Source organism: Planococcus citreus, assembly GCF_003664125.1.
In the GTDB taxonomy this organism is placed as follows: Bacteria; Bacillota; Bacilli; order Bacillales_A; family Planococcaceae; genus Planococcus; species Planococcus citreus.
The window spans coordinates 1,260,879-1,279,800 of sequence record NZ_RCCP01000001.1 but is presented as its reverse complement, the minus strand read 5'-3'; the positions used below and the strand labels follow the sequence as shown (position 1 = coordinate 1,279,800).

The 18,922-nt window shown below is 48.9% G+C and carries 15 protein-coding genes; 10 read left to right on the top strand and 5 right to left on the bottom strand.

Annotated elements, in window-relative coordinates:
- Window positions 1-268 precede the first annotated feature (268 nt).
- Window positions 269-1,027 carry a YkuS family protein gene (locus DFR62_RS06300; RefSeq protein ID WP_121298818.1) on the top strand — a complete coding sequence of 253 codons (759 nt, stop codon included), beginning with the start codon at window positions 269-271 and terminating at the stop codon, window positions 1,025-1,027.
- 49 nt (window positions 1,028-1,076) lie between these two features.
- Here the strand turns inward: DFR62_RS06300 and DFR62_RS06295 are convergent, their stop codons facing one another.
- On the bottom strand, window positions 1,077-2,354 hold the full coding sequence (locus DFR62_RS06295; RefSeq protein ID WP_121298816.1) for an MFS transporter: 1,278 nt from the start codon (window positions 2,352-2,354) through the stop codon (window positions 1,077-1,079).
- 175 nt (window positions 2,355-2,529) lie between these two features.
- On the opposite strand from DFR62_RS06295, the gene DFR62_RS06290 reads away from it, so the two are divergent.
- The gene (locus tag DFR62_RS06290; RefSeq protein WP_121298814.1) at window positions 2,530-3,294 is read left to right on the top strand and encodes an exodeoxyribonuclease III; all 765 of its coding nucleotides are present in this window, start codon (window positions 2,530-2,532) and stop codon (window positions 3,292-3,294) included.
- Between the two features lie 107 nt (window positions 3,295-3,401).
- Here DFR62_RS06290 and DFR62_RS06285 read toward each other — a convergent pair whose 3' ends face one another.
- A complete protein-coding gene (locus tag DFR62_RS06285) occupies window positions 3,402-4,550 on the bottom strand; it encodes a CDP-glycerol glycerophosphotransferase family protein (RefSeq protein WP_241663186.1) in 1,149 nt (382 codons plus the stop codon).
- Between the two features lie 257 nt (window positions 4,551-4,807).
- On the opposite strand from DFR62_RS06285, the gene DFR62_RS06280 reads away from it, so the two are divergent.
- Window positions 4,808-6,436, top strand: coding sequence for a catalase (locus tag DFR62_RS06280; RefSeq protein WP_208640407.1), 1,629 nt, complete (start codon window positions 4,808-4,810; stop codon window positions 6,434-6,436).
- A 38-nt stretch (window positions 6,437-6,474) separates the two neighbouring features.
- Here DFR62_RS06280 and DFR62_RS06275 read toward each other — a convergent pair whose 3' ends face one another.
- The 3 genes from DFR62_RS06275 to DFR62_RS06265 are packed head-to-tail and all read right to left on the bottom strand — an operon-like array spanning window position 6,475 to window position 8,583.
- Window positions 6,475-7,164, bottom strand: a complete 690-nt coding sequence (locus DFR62_RS06275; protein WP_121298809.1) for a P-II family nitrogen regulator — start codon at window positions 7,162-7,164, stop codon at window positions 6,475-6,477.
- Complete coding sequence (locus tag DFR62_RS06270; protein WP_121298807.1) at window positions 7,148-7,891, bottom strand: DUF1538 domain-containing protein; 744 nt, start codon at window positions 7,889-7,891, stop codon at window positions 7,148-7,150. The genes DFR62_RS06275 and DFR62_RS06270 overlap by 17 nt, the downstream gene beginning before the upstream one ends.
- Complete coding sequence (locus tag DFR62_RS06265) at window positions 7,888-8,583, bottom strand: DUF1538 domain-containing protein (RefSeq protein ID WP_121298805.1); 696 nt, start codon at window positions 8,581-8,583, stop codon at window positions 7,888-7,890. The genes DFR62_RS06270 and DFR62_RS06265 overlap by 4 nt, the downstream gene beginning before the upstream one ends.
- A gap of 114 nt (window positions 8,584-8,697) precedes the next feature.
- Between DFR62_RS06265 and DFR62_RS06260 the strand changes: the two genes are divergently transcribed.
- From DFR62_RS06260 to gltB, 7 genes are all read left to right on the top strand, one after another.
- Window positions 8,698-9,327 carry a pentapeptide repeat-containing protein gene (locus DFR62_RS06260; protein ID WP_121298803.1) on the top strand — a complete coding sequence of 210 codons (630 nt, stop codon included), beginning with the start codon at window positions 8,698-8,700 and terminating at the stop codon, window positions 9,325-9,327.
- A gap of 182 nt (window positions 9,328-9,509) precedes the next feature.
- Entirely contained in the window at window positions 9,510-9,863 is a 354-nt protein-coding gene (locus tag DFR62_RS06255; RefSeq protein WP_121298801.1) for a helix-turn-helix domain-containing protein, read from the top strand.
- A gap of 156 nt (window positions 9,864-10,019) precedes the next feature.
- The gene (locus DFR62_RS06250; protein WP_121298799.1) at window positions 10,020-10,520 is read left to right on the top strand and encodes a hypothetical protein; all 501 of its coding nucleotides are present in this window, start codon (window positions 10,020-10,022) and stop codon (window positions 10,518-10,520) included.
- 68 nt (window positions 10,521-10,588) lie between these two features.
- Window positions 10,589-11,374 (top strand): SDR family oxidoreductase, encoded by a 786-nt coding sequence (locus DFR62_RS06245; RefSeq protein ID WP_121298797.1) that lies wholly within the window; start codon window positions 10,589-10,591, stop codon window positions 11,372-11,374.
- Window positions 11,375-11,392: 18 nt separating this feature from the next.
- Entirely contained in the window at window positions 11,393-11,878 is a 486-nt protein-coding gene (locus DFR62_RS06240; protein WP_206662501.1) for a DUF4334 domain-containing protein, read from the top strand.
- A gap of 157 nt (window positions 11,879-12,035) precedes the next feature.
- Window positions 12,036-13,811, top strand: coding sequence for a DNA helicase RecQ (gene recQ / locus DFR62_RS06235; protein WP_121298795.1), 1,776 nt, complete (start codon window positions 12,036-12,038; stop codon window positions 13,809-13,811).
- A gap of 469 nt (window positions 13,812-14,280) precedes the next feature.
- Window positions 14,281-18,864 carry a glutamate synthase large subunit gene (gene gltB / locus DFR62_RS06230; RefSeq protein WP_121298793.1) on the top strand — a complete coding sequence of 1,528 codons (4,584 nt, stop codon included), beginning with the start codon at window positions 14,281-14,283 and terminating at the stop codon, window positions 18,862-18,864.
- The last annotated feature ends 58 nt before the right edge of the window (window positions 18,865-18,922 follow it).

Here is an 18,922-nt window from a genome sequence, read left to right as displayed (position 1 = left end):
ACAAAGTTTCACCATCTATCCCAATGCAGGGAAGCGATTACCTATATGATGCTCAAAATAATGTATATTGTTTCACTAAATATCGCGAAGCAGGGCGGCGATTACCTATTTGATGCTAAAATTCTTCATTATGAATAAGCGGATTCACAAAGCTAATCAAAGCGTGAAAATTTGAAAAAATGGAGGAGTTTGCAAAGGATAAGTTTAGAGCAGTGGATTAGGGGAAAACATCTTAACATAGAGTTTTCAAAAAAGGAGTGGACACAGAATGGTAAAAATTGCAGTCGAACATCCATTTACATCCGTACGTGATGCATTGGTACAAAAAGGGTACCGTGCAGAAATGCTTGAAAAGAAAACAGATGCACCCGATTACGACGTAGTGGTTGTCCGTGACCAGGAAGATTTGACGGATTTCCACATGAGCGTTTCATTAGTTGAAGCGAGAGGGCGCACATTGTTTGAAATCGTAGAGGAAGTCGAAGAGCGCCTCGTGCGCCAAGGCAAAATCCAGTCGCCTGCACCAATGGCACCGGAATACGGTTCTGAGTCAGGCGGAGGCGGCGGAAGCTTCGTAGCCGGCGCTGTGACAGGCGCTTTGATTGGCGCTGCAGCAGGACTCTTGCTTGCGCCTAAGAGCGGTAAGGAACTACAGGAACAAGTAAAAGCGAAGACTTCCGATTCCAGTGAAAAAGTGAACAGTTCACTTGAACAAGCTAAAGAAAAAGCTGATGAATTGAAAACAAAGAGAGAGGAGAAAAAGGAGGAAAAAGAATTGAAAAAACAAGAAAAAGCGATTGAAAAAGAATCGAAGCAGCAAGAAAAAGCTGAAGAAAAAGAAGAGAAAAAAGAAGAAAAAGCCCAAAAAGAGCACGATAAGGCTGAAAAGAAAGTAGAAAAAGAAATCAAGAAAGCTGAGAAAGATGCCGGCGGCGTAGATGTCGTGGAATTTGGCGAATCATCACTCGGCAAGAACTCGGATGGCGAGATTAAAGTCGAGCCAACTGACGCGAAAAAGAATAATTAATCATGAATAAAGGCCTCCCGCAGCTGCGGGAGGCCTTTTGTGTGTTGTTTTATTCAGCGGCGACTTCATCGACCGGCTCATGCGGCACTGGCTCTGGAACGAAGATGAGGACGACCAGGCCGATGATAAAGAGGACGACCAAACTCAAAACCCCTAAACTGGAGTTTCCGGTAATCTGGGAAGTGACCCCGACAAGCAAAGGCCCCGTAATTGCGGCAAATTTGCCGAAAATATTGTAGAAGCCGAAAAACTCATTGGCATTTTGCTTCGGCACCAGCTTGCCGAAATAAGAGCGGCTCAAAGCTTGGATGCCGCCCTGGCTGGTGGCGACCAGCATCGCGAGAATCCAGAAATCCATAATCGTTTCGATGAAGACCGCATAGACACAGACGATAATATAGACAAAGATGCCGACATACAGCATTTTCTTTCCGGTAAAGCGATCGGCGAGCTTGCCGTAGAGAATCGCAAAAGGCGCGGCCACTACTTGTGTGGCGAACAAGACGATCAATAGGCTGGTGGCACTCAATCCGAGATCAGTTCCGTATGCGGTGGACAGCGAGATAATCGTGCCAACACCGTCGATATAGAAGAAGTACGCGATCAGGAACAGGAACAAGGCGCGGTACTGGCGGATTTCCCGGATCGTTTTATTGAGCCGTCGGAAGCTTTGGACGACGGGATTTGCTTCGCGTTTGATGAAATGCTGTTGTTTTACATGGCGGAACAACGGAACCGAGAACAGGATCCACCAAGCAGCGGTGATCAAAAAGGCAAGCCGGCTGGCATTTGTAACAGATAGCGGCAGGACTTCATTTTGGGCGAGCAGGATGATGAGGATGGCGAGCGCAAACGGAATGGTCGAACCGATATAACCAAGCCCGTAGCCAAATGCAGACACGCGGTTCATGCGTTTTTCGGTCGTGACGTCGACAATGAAAGCATCATAGAACAAATTCGCGCCGGTCGCACCGAGCGCAGCGAACACATAACAGATCAAGAGCCAGAGCCACTGGCCTTCCGGGACGAAAGCGAGCATCGCCGTCGAAACTGTGCCAAGCACGAAAAACACTGTGAAAAATTTCTTTTTCATTCCTTCGTAATCGGCAATGGTGCCGAGTAATGGGCCGAGCATTGCCAAAATAAACGTGAAGATAGCGATTGTGTAGCTTAAATAAGCAGTGGAATCCGCAAGTTCCACACCGGCGTCTGTTGCGGCGGCTTTATAGAAAAGCGGAAATACTGCGGTCGTGATGATAATGGAATAAGCGGAGCTGCCCCAATCATATAACGCCCAGCTTTTTTCCGGTTTTGTGAACTTCGCCATAGCCGAAGGCCTCCTTTTTCATTAAGTCTATTGTACAAGACAGACTCTAAAAAAAGACAGTTTTGACTGAATATTTGCTGAAGTTTTACAATCTAAGTCAGAAGAAATCGGGACCTCCGTATTTGAGGCGAAGCCTTTATTCCGCTACACTGATGACAGAAAGTGAGTGAGTGGGATGAAGTTGGTATCATGGAATGTAAATGGCCTGCGGGCCGTGATGAAAAAAGGGTTTATGGATTTCTTCGAGACAGTGGATGCCGATATCTTATGTGTTCAGGAGATCAAATTACAGGAAGGCCAGATTGATTTGGATCTTCCGGGTTATCATACATATTGGAATTATGCACAGAAGAAAGGCTATTCAGGGACCGCCGTCTTCACCAAACAGCGCCCATTGAATGTCCAGTACGGGGTCGGTCTCGAGGAGTACGATACAGAAGGCAGGCTGATCACATTGGAGTTCTCTGAATTTTATTTGGTCAATAGCTACACGCCGAACTCCCAGCACGGGCTGCTTCGCCTCTCGTACCGCCTCTTGTGGGAAGACAAGCTGCTTTCGTATATCCAGCAATTGGACCTCGAAAAGCCTGTTATTTTATGCGGGGACCTGAACGTGGCGCATCAGGAAATCGATTTGAAAAATCCGAAAGCCAATAAAAAGAATTCGGGCTTCACGCCAGAAGAGCGAGGCAAGATCAATGATTTTCTCGGCAGCGGTTTTGTGGATACGTTCCGTCATTTCCATCCGGATGAAGGCGGACATTATTCATGGTGGTCGTATCGTTCGAATTGCCGTGAGAAGAATGTCGGCTGGCGCATCGATTACTTCATCGCTTCCAACCGTCTCGTCGGGAAAATGAAGAGCGCGTCGATCCATAAAGATGTACACGGCTCGGATCATTGCCCTGTGGAGCTGCAACTGGGCGATCTATCGTCTTAAAGGATTATTCATATTATTCATCCGTTAAACGGTAAAAAAACCGGCAAGCCTGAAACGATCTCAGGTTTGCCGGTTTTTGTCTCAAAATAGAGTTCCACGTGAAACATTCAAACGTTCATGACGCGTTGTGCCAAGCGTTTGCAATTATCTTGGTCGAAATAGTCGATGTACTCGTCGGCTTTCCCATACCATTCGTTATGCGTAATATTATTTTCGACCATATAGGTGAGCGTGTTGTAGACATCTTCTACTGTCGGAGACCTATATCCATATAAATCTTTATCGAGGTCGAGGTAAGAACCGCGCTTTTCCGTATATTCCTGTTGGTCGAACATAAAGAAGATGATCGGTTTATTCAAATACAGGAAGTCCCAGGAAACGCTTGTGATGTCCGTCAGTAGCATATCGTTTTCTTCGATCGACCGCTCGATGGATGCGTGATTGAAATCCAGGAATTCGATGCCGTAATCCTGGTCGGCAAGCGGAAAGAAGTGCTCTTCAAATCGCTTCATGAACGGGTGCAAGGCGATTTGGAGATGGATGCCGTTGGATTTCAGGAGATTCCGTATTCCTTCATGTTCCAATAAGCCAATCGTGCTGCGGAAGTAATTGCTTTCGAGAAATTCTTCCCTTGAGAGGTCAAATAGCCATTCGCGCCAAGTCATCATCATCAAGATGCGCTTCATCTCTTTTGGCGGCTGGTTTGGCAAGTAGCGGTCAAAACGGGGGAATCCGGTGATGATAAGTTTTTCTTCAGGGATTTTCCATTTGTCGCGTTTCAACTCATATTCATAGCGCGAAGCACAATTAAAATAATCTGTCCGCTTGAGGAGTGGAACATCCTCTTTTTGGATGAGGATTTTCTTGAAGCCTTCGATGCCATGGCTGACGTGCGTGATGACCGTCCGGCGATTTAAATTCAAGAATTTATCGGCGGATGGCACGATATCATAAAGCAAGGAATGCCCATGGAATGTGTAATCTGCGCGGAAAAACAGCAAGTAATTGCGGAAGCTGCCGAGCGGTACGGCATTCGGGATCTGCCCGTTTTTCGCGTAGTCGGTCGCCGGATCATACATCCAATAAGCCGTGACTTGTTCTGCATGGTTATTCACCAAATATTTATGGAATACCGAAGCGTTGTCTTCGTATTTTTCTCCGAGGTTTCCTCCCACCAGGGCGATTTTCGGGCCTTTTGCATTTCGGTAAAACCGGGAGAGAATATAGGCCGCTGATACTTTCAAAAAAACTTTCAAAGGGTCCCATCTCCCTTTCTCTTTCAAGGTAACGCTCATTTCCAGCCCTGCTTTCTGTTAGTCGATTCCATTCTAGTTTTCCATATCCAACGGGATTTGTCTATTCCAAGGGAAGCGGGTTTAATTTTCAAATGATAAAGGGCACTTCTTGAAAAGGGCGAGTCTGCGTCGAAGGGATGATTTGGCAGAAAATAGGTTTATTTGCTGGCGAGTGTGGGAAGAGGGAAATGATGGCATTAATATGAAGGAGGATTCTCATGAAGGACCATAACGAAGAGCTTAAGAACAAAATGTCTGAAGGCGAAAACGAGGAAACCTTGACGAATCGCCAAGGGCATCCGGTAAAAGACAACCAGAATTTGCGAACTGTCGGAAATCGTGGGCCGGCTACTCTTGAAAACTATAACTTCATCGAAAAGATCTCTCATTTTGACCGTGAAGAAATACCTGAACGCATCGTCCACGCACGTGGCGCCGGGGCATTCGGCTATTTCGAGACTTACGGAACTGTCGGCGACGAGCCGGTTGAAAAATATACGCGCGCTAAAGTATTTTCAGGCAAAGGCAAACAGACGCCCCTGCTTGTGCGCTTCTCTACAGTAGCAGGATCACGCCACTCTCCTGAGACGGCACGCGACCCGCGTGGTTTTGCAGTGAAGATGTATACAGAAGACGGCAACTGGGACCTTGTCGGAAATAACTTAAAGATTTTCTTTATCCGTGATGCGATGAAATTCCCGGATATGATCCACGCCTTTAAAAACGACCCGGTTTCCAACGTGCCGGATCCGGAGCGGATGTTCGACTTTGTCGCACGTTCTCCTGAAGCGACGCATATGATCACGTTCCTGTTCTCCCCTTGGGGCATTCCAGCAACTTACCGACACATGCAGGGCTCTGGGGTCAATACCTATAAATGGGTAAATGACAAAGGGGAAGCGGTCCTCGTCAAATACCATTGGGAGCCGAAACAAGGCATCCGTAATTTGACTCAGGAAGAAGCTGATGAAATCCAAGCGAAAAACGTCGGGCACGCAACGGAAGATCTTTACGACTCGATTGAAAATGGCGACTATCCGGAATGGGAGCTGTTCGTGCAGATCATGAGCGACGACGAACATGCCGAACTCGACTTTGACCCGTTGGATGACACGAAATTATGGCCGATGGATAAATTCCCATTCTTGCCAGTCGGGAAAATGGTTTTGAACCGCAACCCGGAGAATTACCACGCGGAAATCGAGCAAGCTGCTTTTGGTACAGGCGTCCTTGTCGACGGCATGGACTTCTCGGACGATAAAATGTTGATTGGCCGTACGTTCTCGTATTCCGACACGCAGCGTTATCGCGTCGGGGCGAACTATTTGAAACTGCCGGTCAACGCGCCAAGAAAACGTGTGGCGACCAATCAATACGGAGGGGCGATGGATGTGCCGCGCGGCGAAAACGCGAAGAATCCACATATCAATTACGAACCGTCCGTGCTTGGCGGATTCAAGGAAGCAGATCGCCCGGATACGCCAGATCATGAACCGGAATACCAAGGCAAATTGACGAAGGCGCCGATCGACCGGACGAATAATTATGGCCAAGCCGGTGAGACGTATCGAAGTTTCGAGGATTGGGAGCGCGAAGAATTAATCAATAATCTCGGCGATGCGCTATCAGCATGCGACCCGCGCATTCAAGAGGAAATGGTGCATCACTTCACACAGGCCGATGAAGACTACGGCCGCCGCGTCCGCGAGAACATCGATATGAAAGTGAAGAAAATGAACGAAATGAAAGACAACGAAAACGCTGAAACGAAGCTCTACGGAAAGCCGGCAGCAAGCAAAGTCGCTCAAGCCGCCAGCTCCAAAGGGCACGGCGCAGAACGTTATTAAATGGAAAAACCGGTGAGTCGTGAGCTCACCGGTTTTTCTTATGGATTCAAAGAGGAATGATTGACCCCAAACACGTTTTCCACGTCGATCAAGAAGGCGATGCCTTTACCTGGAGCGTCGAGGTCGACGGCTTGTTCGATGCTTGCAACAACTTTTTCGGCAAACACGGCCGGCACCAATGTCAGGACGACATCTTTTTCCGGGTCAATCGTAAAGTTCATGAATTTCTTCTGTTCGTTGACTCCGGTGCCTCGCCCTTCCAGGATGGTCCCGCCTTCAGCGCCGGCGTTTGCAGCCGCTTTGACGACTTGCCCGGAATCCCCGGAATTGACGATGGTCACAATCAACTGGAAATCTTTCGGTTCTGGCATTTTTTCCACTCCTCGCATCTTTTTTCGATCGTCTTCGCGGTCGTTTAGGTGGGGAACCCCCAGCAATTGGCTGAGGTGGATAGTAAAGCCGAGACCGTAACCGGATTTCCCCAGCTTTCCGGCATGGCTGATCGCTTCGGCGACGGCAAATTCAATTTCACCGTCGACGGCGATAAAGATGACATCTTTTTCGTGTGTAGCGGGGAGCCCGAGGAACGTAGGTTTTTCGTTTCTTCCGATCCCTTCTGCATACAGCACCGTCGCCCCATCAGCGCCGGCTTCTTTCGCTGCTGCGATGACCTCCCTTGAAGCGCCGCGTTTTACAATGGCAATCATCAGTCTATGATTCAGATTCATGGTTTTGATTCCCTGCCTTTCGGTTAAAGAGTAAGCCGACAACGAGAACGGCGATAATCGGCGTCAATGCCACAAGCGCAATCATCCCGAAGCCATCGACAAGCGGATCTCTTCCTTCCGTTACAGAAGCGATGCCGACTGCTACTGAGACGATAAACGTGACGGTCATTGGGCCGGTAGCGACACCGCCTGAATCAAAGGCGATTGCGATAAATGTCCGGGTGGAGAAGAAAATCAGGATCAGTGCGAGAATATAACCTGGCAGGATGAAATACCAGATCGACCAGCCTGTCAATATCCGCAGCATCGACAAAGCGATGGATAAGCCGACCCCCGTCGATAAGGTGTAGAGCATGACCTGCGAGGAAATATAACCGCCCGTTTCACGGTCGACTTCCTCATTCATGATGCGGACAGCGGGTTCGGCGAATGTCGCCACGAAGCCAAGCATGAAGCCAATCGGAATGATTGCCCAGCGATACTGCCACTCCCCAAGTTCCGCCCCCATCAATTCACCGAAGGGCATGAAGCCGATATGGACGCCTTGAAGGAAAAAAGCCAATCCGAAAAATGTCAAAATAAAACCGAGACCAGTTTGCAGGACACGTTCTTTCGGCAATTTGAGCATGAACAATTGAAATACGCTGAAAAACACGACAAGTGGGAGGAGGGCCATGCTGACTTCAATCAGCACTTCCCCAAAACCCTGGAAGATATGCAAGTTCACCGGTACAACACCCCCAAGAGCATGACTGCGATGATGGGCCCGATCGAAGCAAGCCCGATCAAGCCGAAGCCTTCGCCGCTGCTTGGCTTATCGGATCGCAGCACGGAAGCGACGCCGATGCCCAGTGCCAAGATGAAAGGCACTGCCATTGGGCCGGTCGTAACGCCGCCTGCGTCGAATGAAATGGGGATGAATGCTTCAGGGACAAAAAAGGAAAGAAGGAAAACTAAAGTATATCCCCCAATCAGCATATAATGGATTGGGATGCTGAACAGTGTCCGGACCATCGCCAAAGCGACGAAAATCGCCAAGCCCACGGAAACGGATAGAATGAGGATGTTTCTTGAAATATCTCCTCCTGAAACATCATCGATTTGATTAGCCAAAACGCGAACATCCGGTTCGGCAATCGTGACGGCAAGACCAAGCACAAGGCCTGTCCCGATGATTAGCCATGGCTTGCGGGTCAAAGGCAGCTTCTTGCCGATCAATTCACCGATCGGGAGCAACCCTGCATTGACCCCCAGCAGGAACAGGAAAAAACCGGTTCCTACAAAAATGACCCCGATTAAAAACTGCAGCAGCGCTTCGAGCGGCAGGCGGATGATCAGCACTTGAAGCAAGACGACGACAATCGTGACAGGCAGAATGGCAGAGGCGACTTCTTTAAAAGTACTTTTGACATTTTCCATGCAGCATCTCCTTTGCAGCGGATTTGGGTTATTGCCTATCTCGCGGCGGATGGGACAAGGAACTTTGCAGTCGTTAAGTTAAAGAAAGAACATAAGCGAACAGGAGGAATTATAATGAAGAAGAACAAGAAAACGGAACCGATGCTTCCCAAGGAATTAGAAACAATTTCTTTTATTGAAGCATTAGATGATGGATATGTCCATGACTGCCGGATCGTTTCTGAAGAATTACCGGCAGGAAAAATTCATTTCGACCGGGTGTTGTTCGAGAATGTCCGCTTTTTGGGTGGCGAATGGGAGCGCAGTGAGTTTGCGGATGTCGTGTTCATCAATTGTGACTTATCGAATGCTGATTTAGGCCGTGCGGTGTTCCATCGTGTGAAGTTCGAGAATTGCAGATTGCTGGGCACGGATTTCACTGAAAGTACAATTCGCTATACGCGCTTCAAAGGCTGCCGGCTTGATTATGCGGTTTTTGGTTTCTCCCATATCAGTGATGTAATTTTTGAACAAAGTGCTATCAGGCAGGGAGATTTCTACGAAGTGGATTTGAAAAACACGCAGTTTCTTGACAGCGAGTTAAATGAGGCGAATTTCACAGCAACTTCCCTGAAAGGAATCGATTTCAGTTCAAGCCGCTTTGAAGAACTGCAATTGACAATGGAATTGGTGTCGGGGTGCAAAGTATCTACAGATCAAGCATTGTTATTTGCCCGTAAACTGGGATTAATTATCACAGAATAAGATTTTTTTAATTTTTAAATGCTTTATGACCTGCTTTATTTCCAATTATTATATTAAATAGATACTGTTCACTAAATATTCATTCTATTTTAAAAAATTATCCATAAAATGATTGCTCATTCACTTTAATTGCAGTATATTTAAAATAATTAGAAATTTACTAAAAGGAGCAGGAATCAACTATGAAGCAACTAAGCAAAAAAATAAAAGACTTGAGAGAAGCGAAAGGCCTTTCCCCGGAGGAGCTTGCAGACCGTTTGGGCTTTGCGAAAAGCACGGTATGGGCATATGAAAGCGGAAAGAAACAAGTGTCAGTTGTACATCTGGAACGCCTCGCCGATTTCTTTGAGATTTCTGTGGATAGTCTTTTGGACCGCAACGACCGCACGATTAACGTTAATCTCCAAAATGCGAATTTCCTGAACGAATATACAGTAATGCTTGATGACCAGCCATTGAATGAAGCGGAACTTGCTGAGGCGGCTTCTTTTATCCAAGTGAAACGCCGTATGGGCAGCTATGGCTTGGCGACTTGATGAATATATGTGTGAACTCATGAGCCTGTTCTCCTGTAATAAGGAGGACAGGTTTTTTCGTGTGGTAAAACAATTGATGAATTGTTTTTGACAGAATTATCTGTCAAAATAAAAAGAGACTTAAGGAATGGCGGTGAGGATTTGAGAAGATACATAATGTACGAAACATACCGGCTGGGGATTCTCATCGACCATCTAAAAGCGGAGGATTTGATCAGGCAAATCGATGAGTATATTGAAGAAACGCCAGTTGACCAGATTCCCCATATCTTTTATGTCCTGTCGCTGGCGAGCAACCGCCGTATCATGATTGAACTGCTGACGGATTTGGCACGGGGTGTCGACGAAGAGCTGCCCGCATCGATTGTAGCCGGCATCCTGTACAAGGAGCGCGACCGTTATACAGTGGAAGAGCTGTACGGAAAAATCGGGATGCTGGCTTCGCTGTTATCGGATGAAGACGATGAACTCGCGACAAGTTTCCGTGAATTGAAATCCTCCTACGACGAGTTGCAAGCTGCCTATGGGCGGCGCTTTAAACGGAAAAAAGCGAGGGAGCGTATGCTTGCCCGCAGCGAAAAAGTATTGGAGGAGACACTCTCTGAATATGCCCATTTTGCGGAGGAAATGGACCGCAAAGAATGGTGGCTCAATTAAACCTGTTTATTCTGCTTGCTATGGGGAAGACAAATTATAGCAACTTACAGAATCAGGAGGAGACAAATATGAGTAAAACGATTTTCATTACAGGAGCCGGAAGCGGGCTCGCAAAAGGTACGGCACTTGGACTGGCAGCGAAAGGCCATAAAGTCATCGCGCCAGTTGAAACAGCCCCTCAAGTAACATCACTCCGTGAAGCGGCATCTGAAGCCGGGGTAGAATTGACAACGTTTAAAATGGACATTAAAAACCCGCAAGATCTGGCACAGATGCTTGAATACGATTTCGATATCTTTGTAGCAAATGCTGCCATCAATGAAGGCGGCCCACTCGGGGAAGTGCCAATGGCAAACTTCCGTGAATTATTTGAAGTGAACGTCTTCCAAACGCTCGAAACGGCTCAAATCGCAGCACGTAAATTCGTCGAAAAAGGCAAAGGCAAGATCATTTTCCTATCTTCCATGGCAGGGATCATGTCGACGCCTTACGTCGGCCCGTATACAGCGACGAAGCACGCTATCGAAGCAATTGCAAAAACACTGCGCAAGGAAATGGCGGAGTTCGGCGTACAAGTGGCGACGATCAATCCGGGCGCATTCGCTACAGGGTTCAACGACCGCAGCGCAGAAGCCAAGTGGAAATGGTTCGATGAGAAAATCCACTTCACTCGCCCTGAAGACATGAAGGAAATGGAGAAGGGCTTGGAAGACCAATTCGATCCGCAGGACATGATCGATAAAATGGTGGAAATCATTCCGCAGGATTCCCACAAATTCCGCACGGCGTATCCAGAAGAGACCGAACAACAGATGAAAGACGAAGAAGCTAAACAGTGGGAGATTGAAATTTAAGCTGAAAGGAAGAGGGCCATGAAGCCGGAACGTTGGGCTTGGGAAATGATCGAGCACGGTGCGGACAACGCGGGCGAAGTTTGCCGCTTGTTCGATGCGCTTGAGCCAGTCGACCCGTACGAAATGTTCGGTACGTGGAAAGGGCGCGAATTGCCGTCAGGACACCCACTGGACGGCTGGCTTGAAAAATCGGGCTGGTACGGCAAAGCTTTCCACAGCACCGAGCATGTCGACCCTTTATTGTTTAACTCCCCTTTTGGAAAACCGTTCCCGCTGCATCCATTTCCACCCGCGCTGATCGCTAATCTGTTGAGCGGCGCGAAAGGTGCAGCGCGGCTCCGCAAGATGGAGTGGCGTGGGAAAACGAGTGCGGTGATGATTTACGATCAATTGCCGATCCAGGACCATTTCCGGAAAGTGAACGATGATGTGCTAATGGGCATGATGGACTGGAAAGGAATGCGGCAACCGTATTTCTTCCTGTTGGCAAGAGTGTACGACTGAGATCATTTTCACTGGCACCTTCTGAATAAAAGGCCTTTCCAGCCACCCCGGAAAATAATCAATTTTCTAGGGTGGCTTTTCGTATGCAAAAAAAGAAATAACCCTTCAAATATGGTAAGCTACGTTAATAGTAAAACAGTATGGGGAGTGTTCAAAGGTGTTGGAACAAGCAAGAAAATTACTGCAGTCGCATTTCGGGTATGATAGCTTCCGGACCGGCCAGGAGCAGGCGATCACACAAGTTTTCGATGGCCAGAATACAATTTGCGTCATGCCGACAGGCGGCGGGAAATCGATGTGCTACCAGATTCCTGCGCTTGCGATGGAAGGAACGACCATCGTCGTCTCGCCGCTGATCTCCCTGATGAAAGATCAAGTCGACTCTTTACAGGCAGCCGGAATTCCAGCTGCTTCTATTAATAGTTCGCTCGATGTCTACGAAGTTCGTGAAATCCTTCATGAAGTGCAGATGGGCATCATCAAATTATTGTATATCGCGCCAGAGCGCCTCGATTCGGAAATGTTTTTGGATGGCTTGCAAGGCGTCAAAGTGCCCCTCATCGCAGTCGATGAAGCGCATTGCATCTCGCAATGGGGCCACGATTTCCGGCCGAGCTACCGGCTGATTAGCCGCATGCTGGAAATTTTCCCAGACAATCCGACTGTCCTAGCCTTGACCGCGACAGCGACCCCTCAAGTGCGGGAAGATATTTGCCGCATCCTGGATATCGAAGAACAAAATACCGTTATCACCGGTTTTGAACGGGCGAACTTAAGTTTTTCAGTCATTCAAGGACAGGACCGTGAGCGTTTTATCCGGGACTACGTCCAGAAAAACGATAACGAGGCAGGCATCATTTACGCAGCGACGCGCAAAACGGTGGATTCGGTCTATGAATCGCTCGTCAAACGCGGCGTCAAGGCGGCAAAATACCACGCCGGCATGCCGGACGATGAACGCCGCCTCGGGCAAGAACGCTTCTTGAACGATGAAGTGACCGTGATGGTGGCGACCAACGCATTTGGGATGGGCATCGATAAATCCAATATCCGTTATGTGATCCATTACCAGCTGCCGAAAAATATGGAAAGCTATTATCAGGAAGCTGGGCGCGCAGGACGAGATGGACTGCCGAGTGAGTGCATCGTCCTGTACGCTTCTCAGGATGTCCAGACGCAGCGCTTTTTGATCGATCAGGCGCAAGACCCTTCGCGCATCCCGGGGGAGTTGAAGAAGCTCCAGGGGATGGTCGACTATTGCCATACGGAAAATTGCCTCCAACAATTTATCGTCCATTATTTCGGCGATGGAAGTGCGGCACCGTGCGGCCATTGCGGAAACTGCGTCGACGAAAGGGAAGGCCAGGACGTCACAGAAGATGTCCAGAAAGTGTTGTCGTGCGTCATCCGCATGGGCCAGAAATTCGGCAAGACGATGACTGCCCAAGTATTGACCGGCTCACGCAATAAGAAAGTGCTCGACTTCCGATTCGATCAATTATCGACATACGGCGTATTGAAACACATGAATTCAAAAGAAGTCTCGAACCTCATCGAATTCATGATTTCACAGGAATTGCTGGCAGTTGAGCAAGGCAGCTTCCCGACGATCTTCGTCCCAGACGGTGGGCGCGATGTCCTGCTCGGAAAACGCCGCGTCATGAGAAAAGGCGCCGTCGTCACGAAGCGAATCGCCACCAACGATCCGTTGTTCGAGGAATTGCGGACGGTGCGCAAGAAACTGGCAGATGAGGCGGGAGTTCCGCCGTTTGTCATCTTCTCGGATAAGAGCCTGCAGGACATGGTTGCACGCAAACCGAAAGATGAAGAGGCGTTCCTTGAAGTTAACGGGGTCGGCGCAAATAAATTGGAGAAATACGGGGAATACTTTCTTGAAGCAATCCGGATGTATGAAACTGTGAATAATTCGTAATAATTCAGTTGCCTTGGCAGTGTCATTTGCCTTACGTACCAGTATGAAAAAATGGATAAATCAAGAAAAAATTATAGCTAGTTGAAAAGAGCGCAGAAAATGAATCATTTTCTGCGTTCTTTTTGTATAGAAAATTTTATGCGAGTGTAGCCGAAAAATCAGTTAGCCATCTTAGTTTTTCCAAGTGATCAATCAAAAGATTCCAATGCGAATTGTATAATTACTGGGAAAAGGGGGTGCCGGGAAAAGCGGACGAAAAAATTACTGTATCAATATACACAAATAGCGAATAAAGAAGAATCGCTACACACCTTTATTTGAAAGCGGTTTCACTTGTAATCCTAGGATTTGTAATGAATCTTCATGCACTTGATAAATTTTTCACAAAATGCAATTGTATATATATTCAGTTATATGATATACTATCATAATATTATGACAAATTAGCGTGTAAAAGGAGGCGGTTTTATTGAGTAAGAAAGAGTATCCGATCGCACAAGGACTGTATCATCCCGACCAGGAACATGAAGCTTGCGGCATTGGGATGATCGCTAATATAGACGGCAGAAAATCGCATAGCATTGTCCAGAACGCAGTGAACATCCTGTGTAACTTGGAGCACCGCGGCGGCCAATCATCCGATACGAGCACAGGGGACGGCGCCGGCATTTTGACGCAGATTCCACACCGCTTTTTCCTGAAGCAATGTGAAAAAGAAGGAATCGTCCTTCCGGATGAAGGAAAATACGGCATCGGCATGATTTTCATGCCACAGGATTACGATCTACGCATGAAAGCAAAAGATATCATCCAGCGCATTGTCGAAGAAGAAGGCCAGGAATCACTCGGCTGGCGCCCTGTGCCGGTCAACGATTCATTTGTCGGGAATGTCGCGGCGAAAACCAAGCCGGTCATCCGCCAAATCTTCATCGGTGCATCAGCGGAGCTAGAGACGCGCATGGACTTGGAGCGCCGTTTGTACATTATCCGCAAACGCATCGAGCAGGAAATGGGCGGCGTGGAAGAATTCAAAGACGTCTATTTCAGCAGCTTGTCTGCCGGCACGATTGTCTATAAAGGCATGCTCATCCCGGAACAACTGGATTCATTCTATATCGACCTCAACCATCCCGAATTCAAATCGGCGTTGGCACTCGTCCACTCACGGTTCAGTACGAATACCTTCCCGAGCTGGCAGCGTTCCCACCCGAACCGCTACTCCATCCATAACGGCGAATTCAATACGCTTCGCGGAAACGTCAACTGGATGAGAGCCCGACAGCTCGCTTGCAACTCCCCTTATTTCAATGACCAAGATTTGCAAAAAGTCCTGCCGGTCATTGATGAAACAGGAAGCGATTCGTCGATGTTCGACAATTGCTTCGAATTCCTCCATCTATCAGGCCGTTCGCTTGCACATACGGCGATGATGATGGTCCCGGAGCCATGGGTCAATGACAAATCGATTGACAAGAAAAAACGCGATTTCTACGAATACCACAGCACGCTCATGGAGCCATGGGACGGCCCGGCGGCACTGGTATTTACAGATGGGCGCCAGATTGCAGCGTGCCTCGACCGCAATGGCTTGCGCCCGGCGCGTTATTATATTACGAAAAGCGGCATGATCGTACTCGGCTCGGAAGTCGGTGCGCTCGATATCTTTTCCGATGACATCATCTATAAAGACCGCCTGCGCCCAGGGAAGATGCTTTTGGTCGACCTTGAAGCCGGCAAAATCATCCCGGATGACGAAATCAAAACGCAAATTGCGTCCGAGCTCCCTTATAAAGATTGGGTCGAAAACAATTTGTTCGATTTGGGCGATTTGCCAGAACCGAAAGAAGTGGTGCATCCAAACGGCGAAGGGCTGTTAAAGCAGCAGCTTGCTTTCGGCTATACGCAGGAAGAAGTCCAGAAAATCATCAAACCGCTGGCGTCCGACGGGAAAGATCCGGTCGGCTCGATGGGCTACGACTCGCCGCTTGCGGTATTGTCGAAAAAACCGCAGCTTTTGTATAACTATTTCAAGCAATTGTTTGCACAAGTCACCAACCCGCCGATTGACGCGATCCGTGAGCAAATCATCACGGCAGCCCGGACGACCATCGGGGCAGAAGGCAATTTGGTGGATCCGAAACCGGAAAGCGCACGCCATATCCGTCTTGAAACACCGGTATTGCTAAATGCAGAGCTTGAAAGACTGCGCCAGCAGAACTTGCCGGAGTTCAAAGCCATCACCTTGCCGATTCTGTTTGATGCGGATGGAGGCGCCGAAGCGATGGAAGCGCGTCTGGAAGCATTGTTTGCTGAAGCGGACGAGGCTATCAAACAAGGCGCGACACTAGTCATCCTGTCTGACCGCGGCGTCGACAGCACGCATGCGGCGATTCCTGCACTGCTCGCAGTCTCAGGGCTCCATCATCATTTAATCCGACAAGGCACGCGGACACGCATGAGCATCCTGCTCGAGTCTGCGGAACCGCGTGAAGTCCATCATTTCGCCATGCTGATTGGTTACGGTGCGGAAGGGATCAATCCTTATCTGGCATTCGAATCAATCGAAGACCTGGTGGCGAAAGACGATATCCACGGCATGAACGTCGAACAGGCGGAAGCGAGCTATGTGCAAGCTGTAACGGACGGGATCATCAAGATATTGTCTAAAATGGGTATTTCAACCATTCAAAGTTACCGAGGCGCACAGATTTTCGAAGCGATCGGAATCCATATGGATGTTATCGACAAATATTTCACGCGTACATCATCGCGCCTTGGGGGCATTGGGCTCGATATTATCGCCAAAGAGGTCCTGCTGCGCCACGCATCTGCTTATCCGGACCGCGAAGGAGCGAATCCTGCGCTCGAATCAGGCGATGAATACCAGTACCGTGAAAACGGCGAAGACCATCAATACAACCCGATGACGATCCATACGCTTCAACAAGCGTGCCGGACGAATAATTACGATACTTTCCGCAAGTATTCGAAACTCTTGACGGATGAAAAAGCCAATCTCCAATCATTGCGGGGCTTATTGAAATTCAAAGACCGCACGCCGATCCCGATCGAAGAAGTCGAAACGGTCGAAGAGATTTGTGCACGCTTCAAAACCGGCGCCATGTCTTATGGTTCGATCAGTAAAGAGGCCCACGAAGCCTTAGCGATCGCGATGAATAAAATTGGCGGACGCAGCAACTCAGGAGAAGGCGGCGAAGAAGTATCGCGCTTTATTCCGGACGACAACGGCGATAGCCGCAGAAGCGCCATTAAGCAAGTCGCATCGGGCCGCTTCGGCGTCACGAGCCATTATTTGGTCAATGCTGACGAAATCCAGATCAAAGTCGCACAAGGGGCAAAACCTGGAGAAGGCGGTCATTTGCCAGGCAAGAAAGTATATCCGTGGATTGCGGAAGTGCGCGGTTCGACGACTGGCGTCGAATTGATTTCACCGCCTCCTCATCACGATATCTATTCGATCGAAGATTTAGCGGAATTGATCTTCAACTTGAAAAACGCCAACCCGCGTGCACGCATCAGCGTTAAGTTGGTATCCGCAGTCGGTGTCGGCACAATCGCAGCTGGCGTCGCCAAAGGCCGTGCAGATCTCGTGTTGATCAGCGGTTATGACGGCGGCACGGGCGCTGCGCCGAAAACGAGCTTGAAGCATACCGGCTTGCCATGGGAAATCGGCCTTGCGGAAACGCATCAGACGCTTCTGTTGAATGGCCTGCGCGACCGCATCGTCGTCGAAACAGACGGCAAGATGATGACCGGCCGCGACGTCGTTACTGCAGCGCTCTTGGGTGCCGAAGAATATGGCTTCTCGACAGCCCCGCTAGTTGTCCTTGGATGTGTCATGATGCGCGTCTGCCATTTGGATACATGCCCAGTCGGGATTGCGACGCAAAATCCGGAACTGCGCAAAAAGTACACGGGCGAAGCAGATCATGTGGCGAACTTCATGCGCTTTATTGCCATGGAAGCGCGCGAATTGATGGCGGAACTTGGATTCCGCACAATTAACGAAATGATCGGCCGCACCGATGTGCTGGAAACGAATAGAGCGATCAAGCATTGGAAAGCGGAAGGGCTGGATTTGACGCAGCTTCTCTATCAGCCGGACCTGCCGGAAAAAGTCGGCCGCTATGCAACGATCAAGCAAGACCACGGTTTGAAGCACACGCTCGATGTGCAGGAACTCTTGCCTCGCTGCCGCAATGCGATTGAAACAGGGGAGCCAGTCGAAGTATCTACCGCAATCCGCAATATCCACCGTGCGACCGGGACGATCATCGGCAGCGCCATCTCCCGCAAATACGGTGCAGAGGGCTTGCCGGAAGATACCATTACGTTGAATTTCCAAGGCTCAGCCGGGCAAAGCTTCGGTGCGTTCATTCCGAAAGGCATGACGCTCAATTTGATCGGAGACTCCAATGACTTTGTCGGAAAAGGCTTATCCGGAGGTAAGATTGTCGTCAAGCCGGCAGTGGATTCGACATTCCTTCCCGAGAAGAACATCATCATCGGCAACGTGTCGTTTTATGGTGCTTCGGCTGGGGAAGCGTATATCCACGGTATGGCAGGCGAGCGTTTCGCCGTCCGCAACTCAGGTGCAAAAATCGTCGTCGAAGGCGTCGGCGACCACGGCTGTGAATACATGACCGGCGGGCGCGTCGTCATTCTTGGAGATACCGGCAAAAACTTCGCAGCCGGCATGTCAGGCGGTGTCGCTTATGTCTTGGATGAAGATGAAACATTCAGCGCGCGCTGCAACCCTGAAATGGTGCATATGCAGCCGCTCGCAGATCCTGTTGAAATTGCGGAACTGAAAGAGATGGTCGAAAACCATGTCCGCTATACAGGAAGCTTGAACGGCAAACGCGTGTTAGATCATTGGGAGATTCTGTCTGCCAAATTCGTCCGCGTCATTCCGAAAGCCTATTTGAAGATCAACGAACGCATCAGCAAGCTTCAAGACAGCGGCATGGAGAAATTCGATGCCGAAATGGCCGCATTCGAAGAAAGTAAAATGGCTTCGGCCGGCAAGTAACAGCGCCGGCAATAGCTGCCTTTCATAGAGAAAAGCTTGGAAAATATGCGAACTGGAG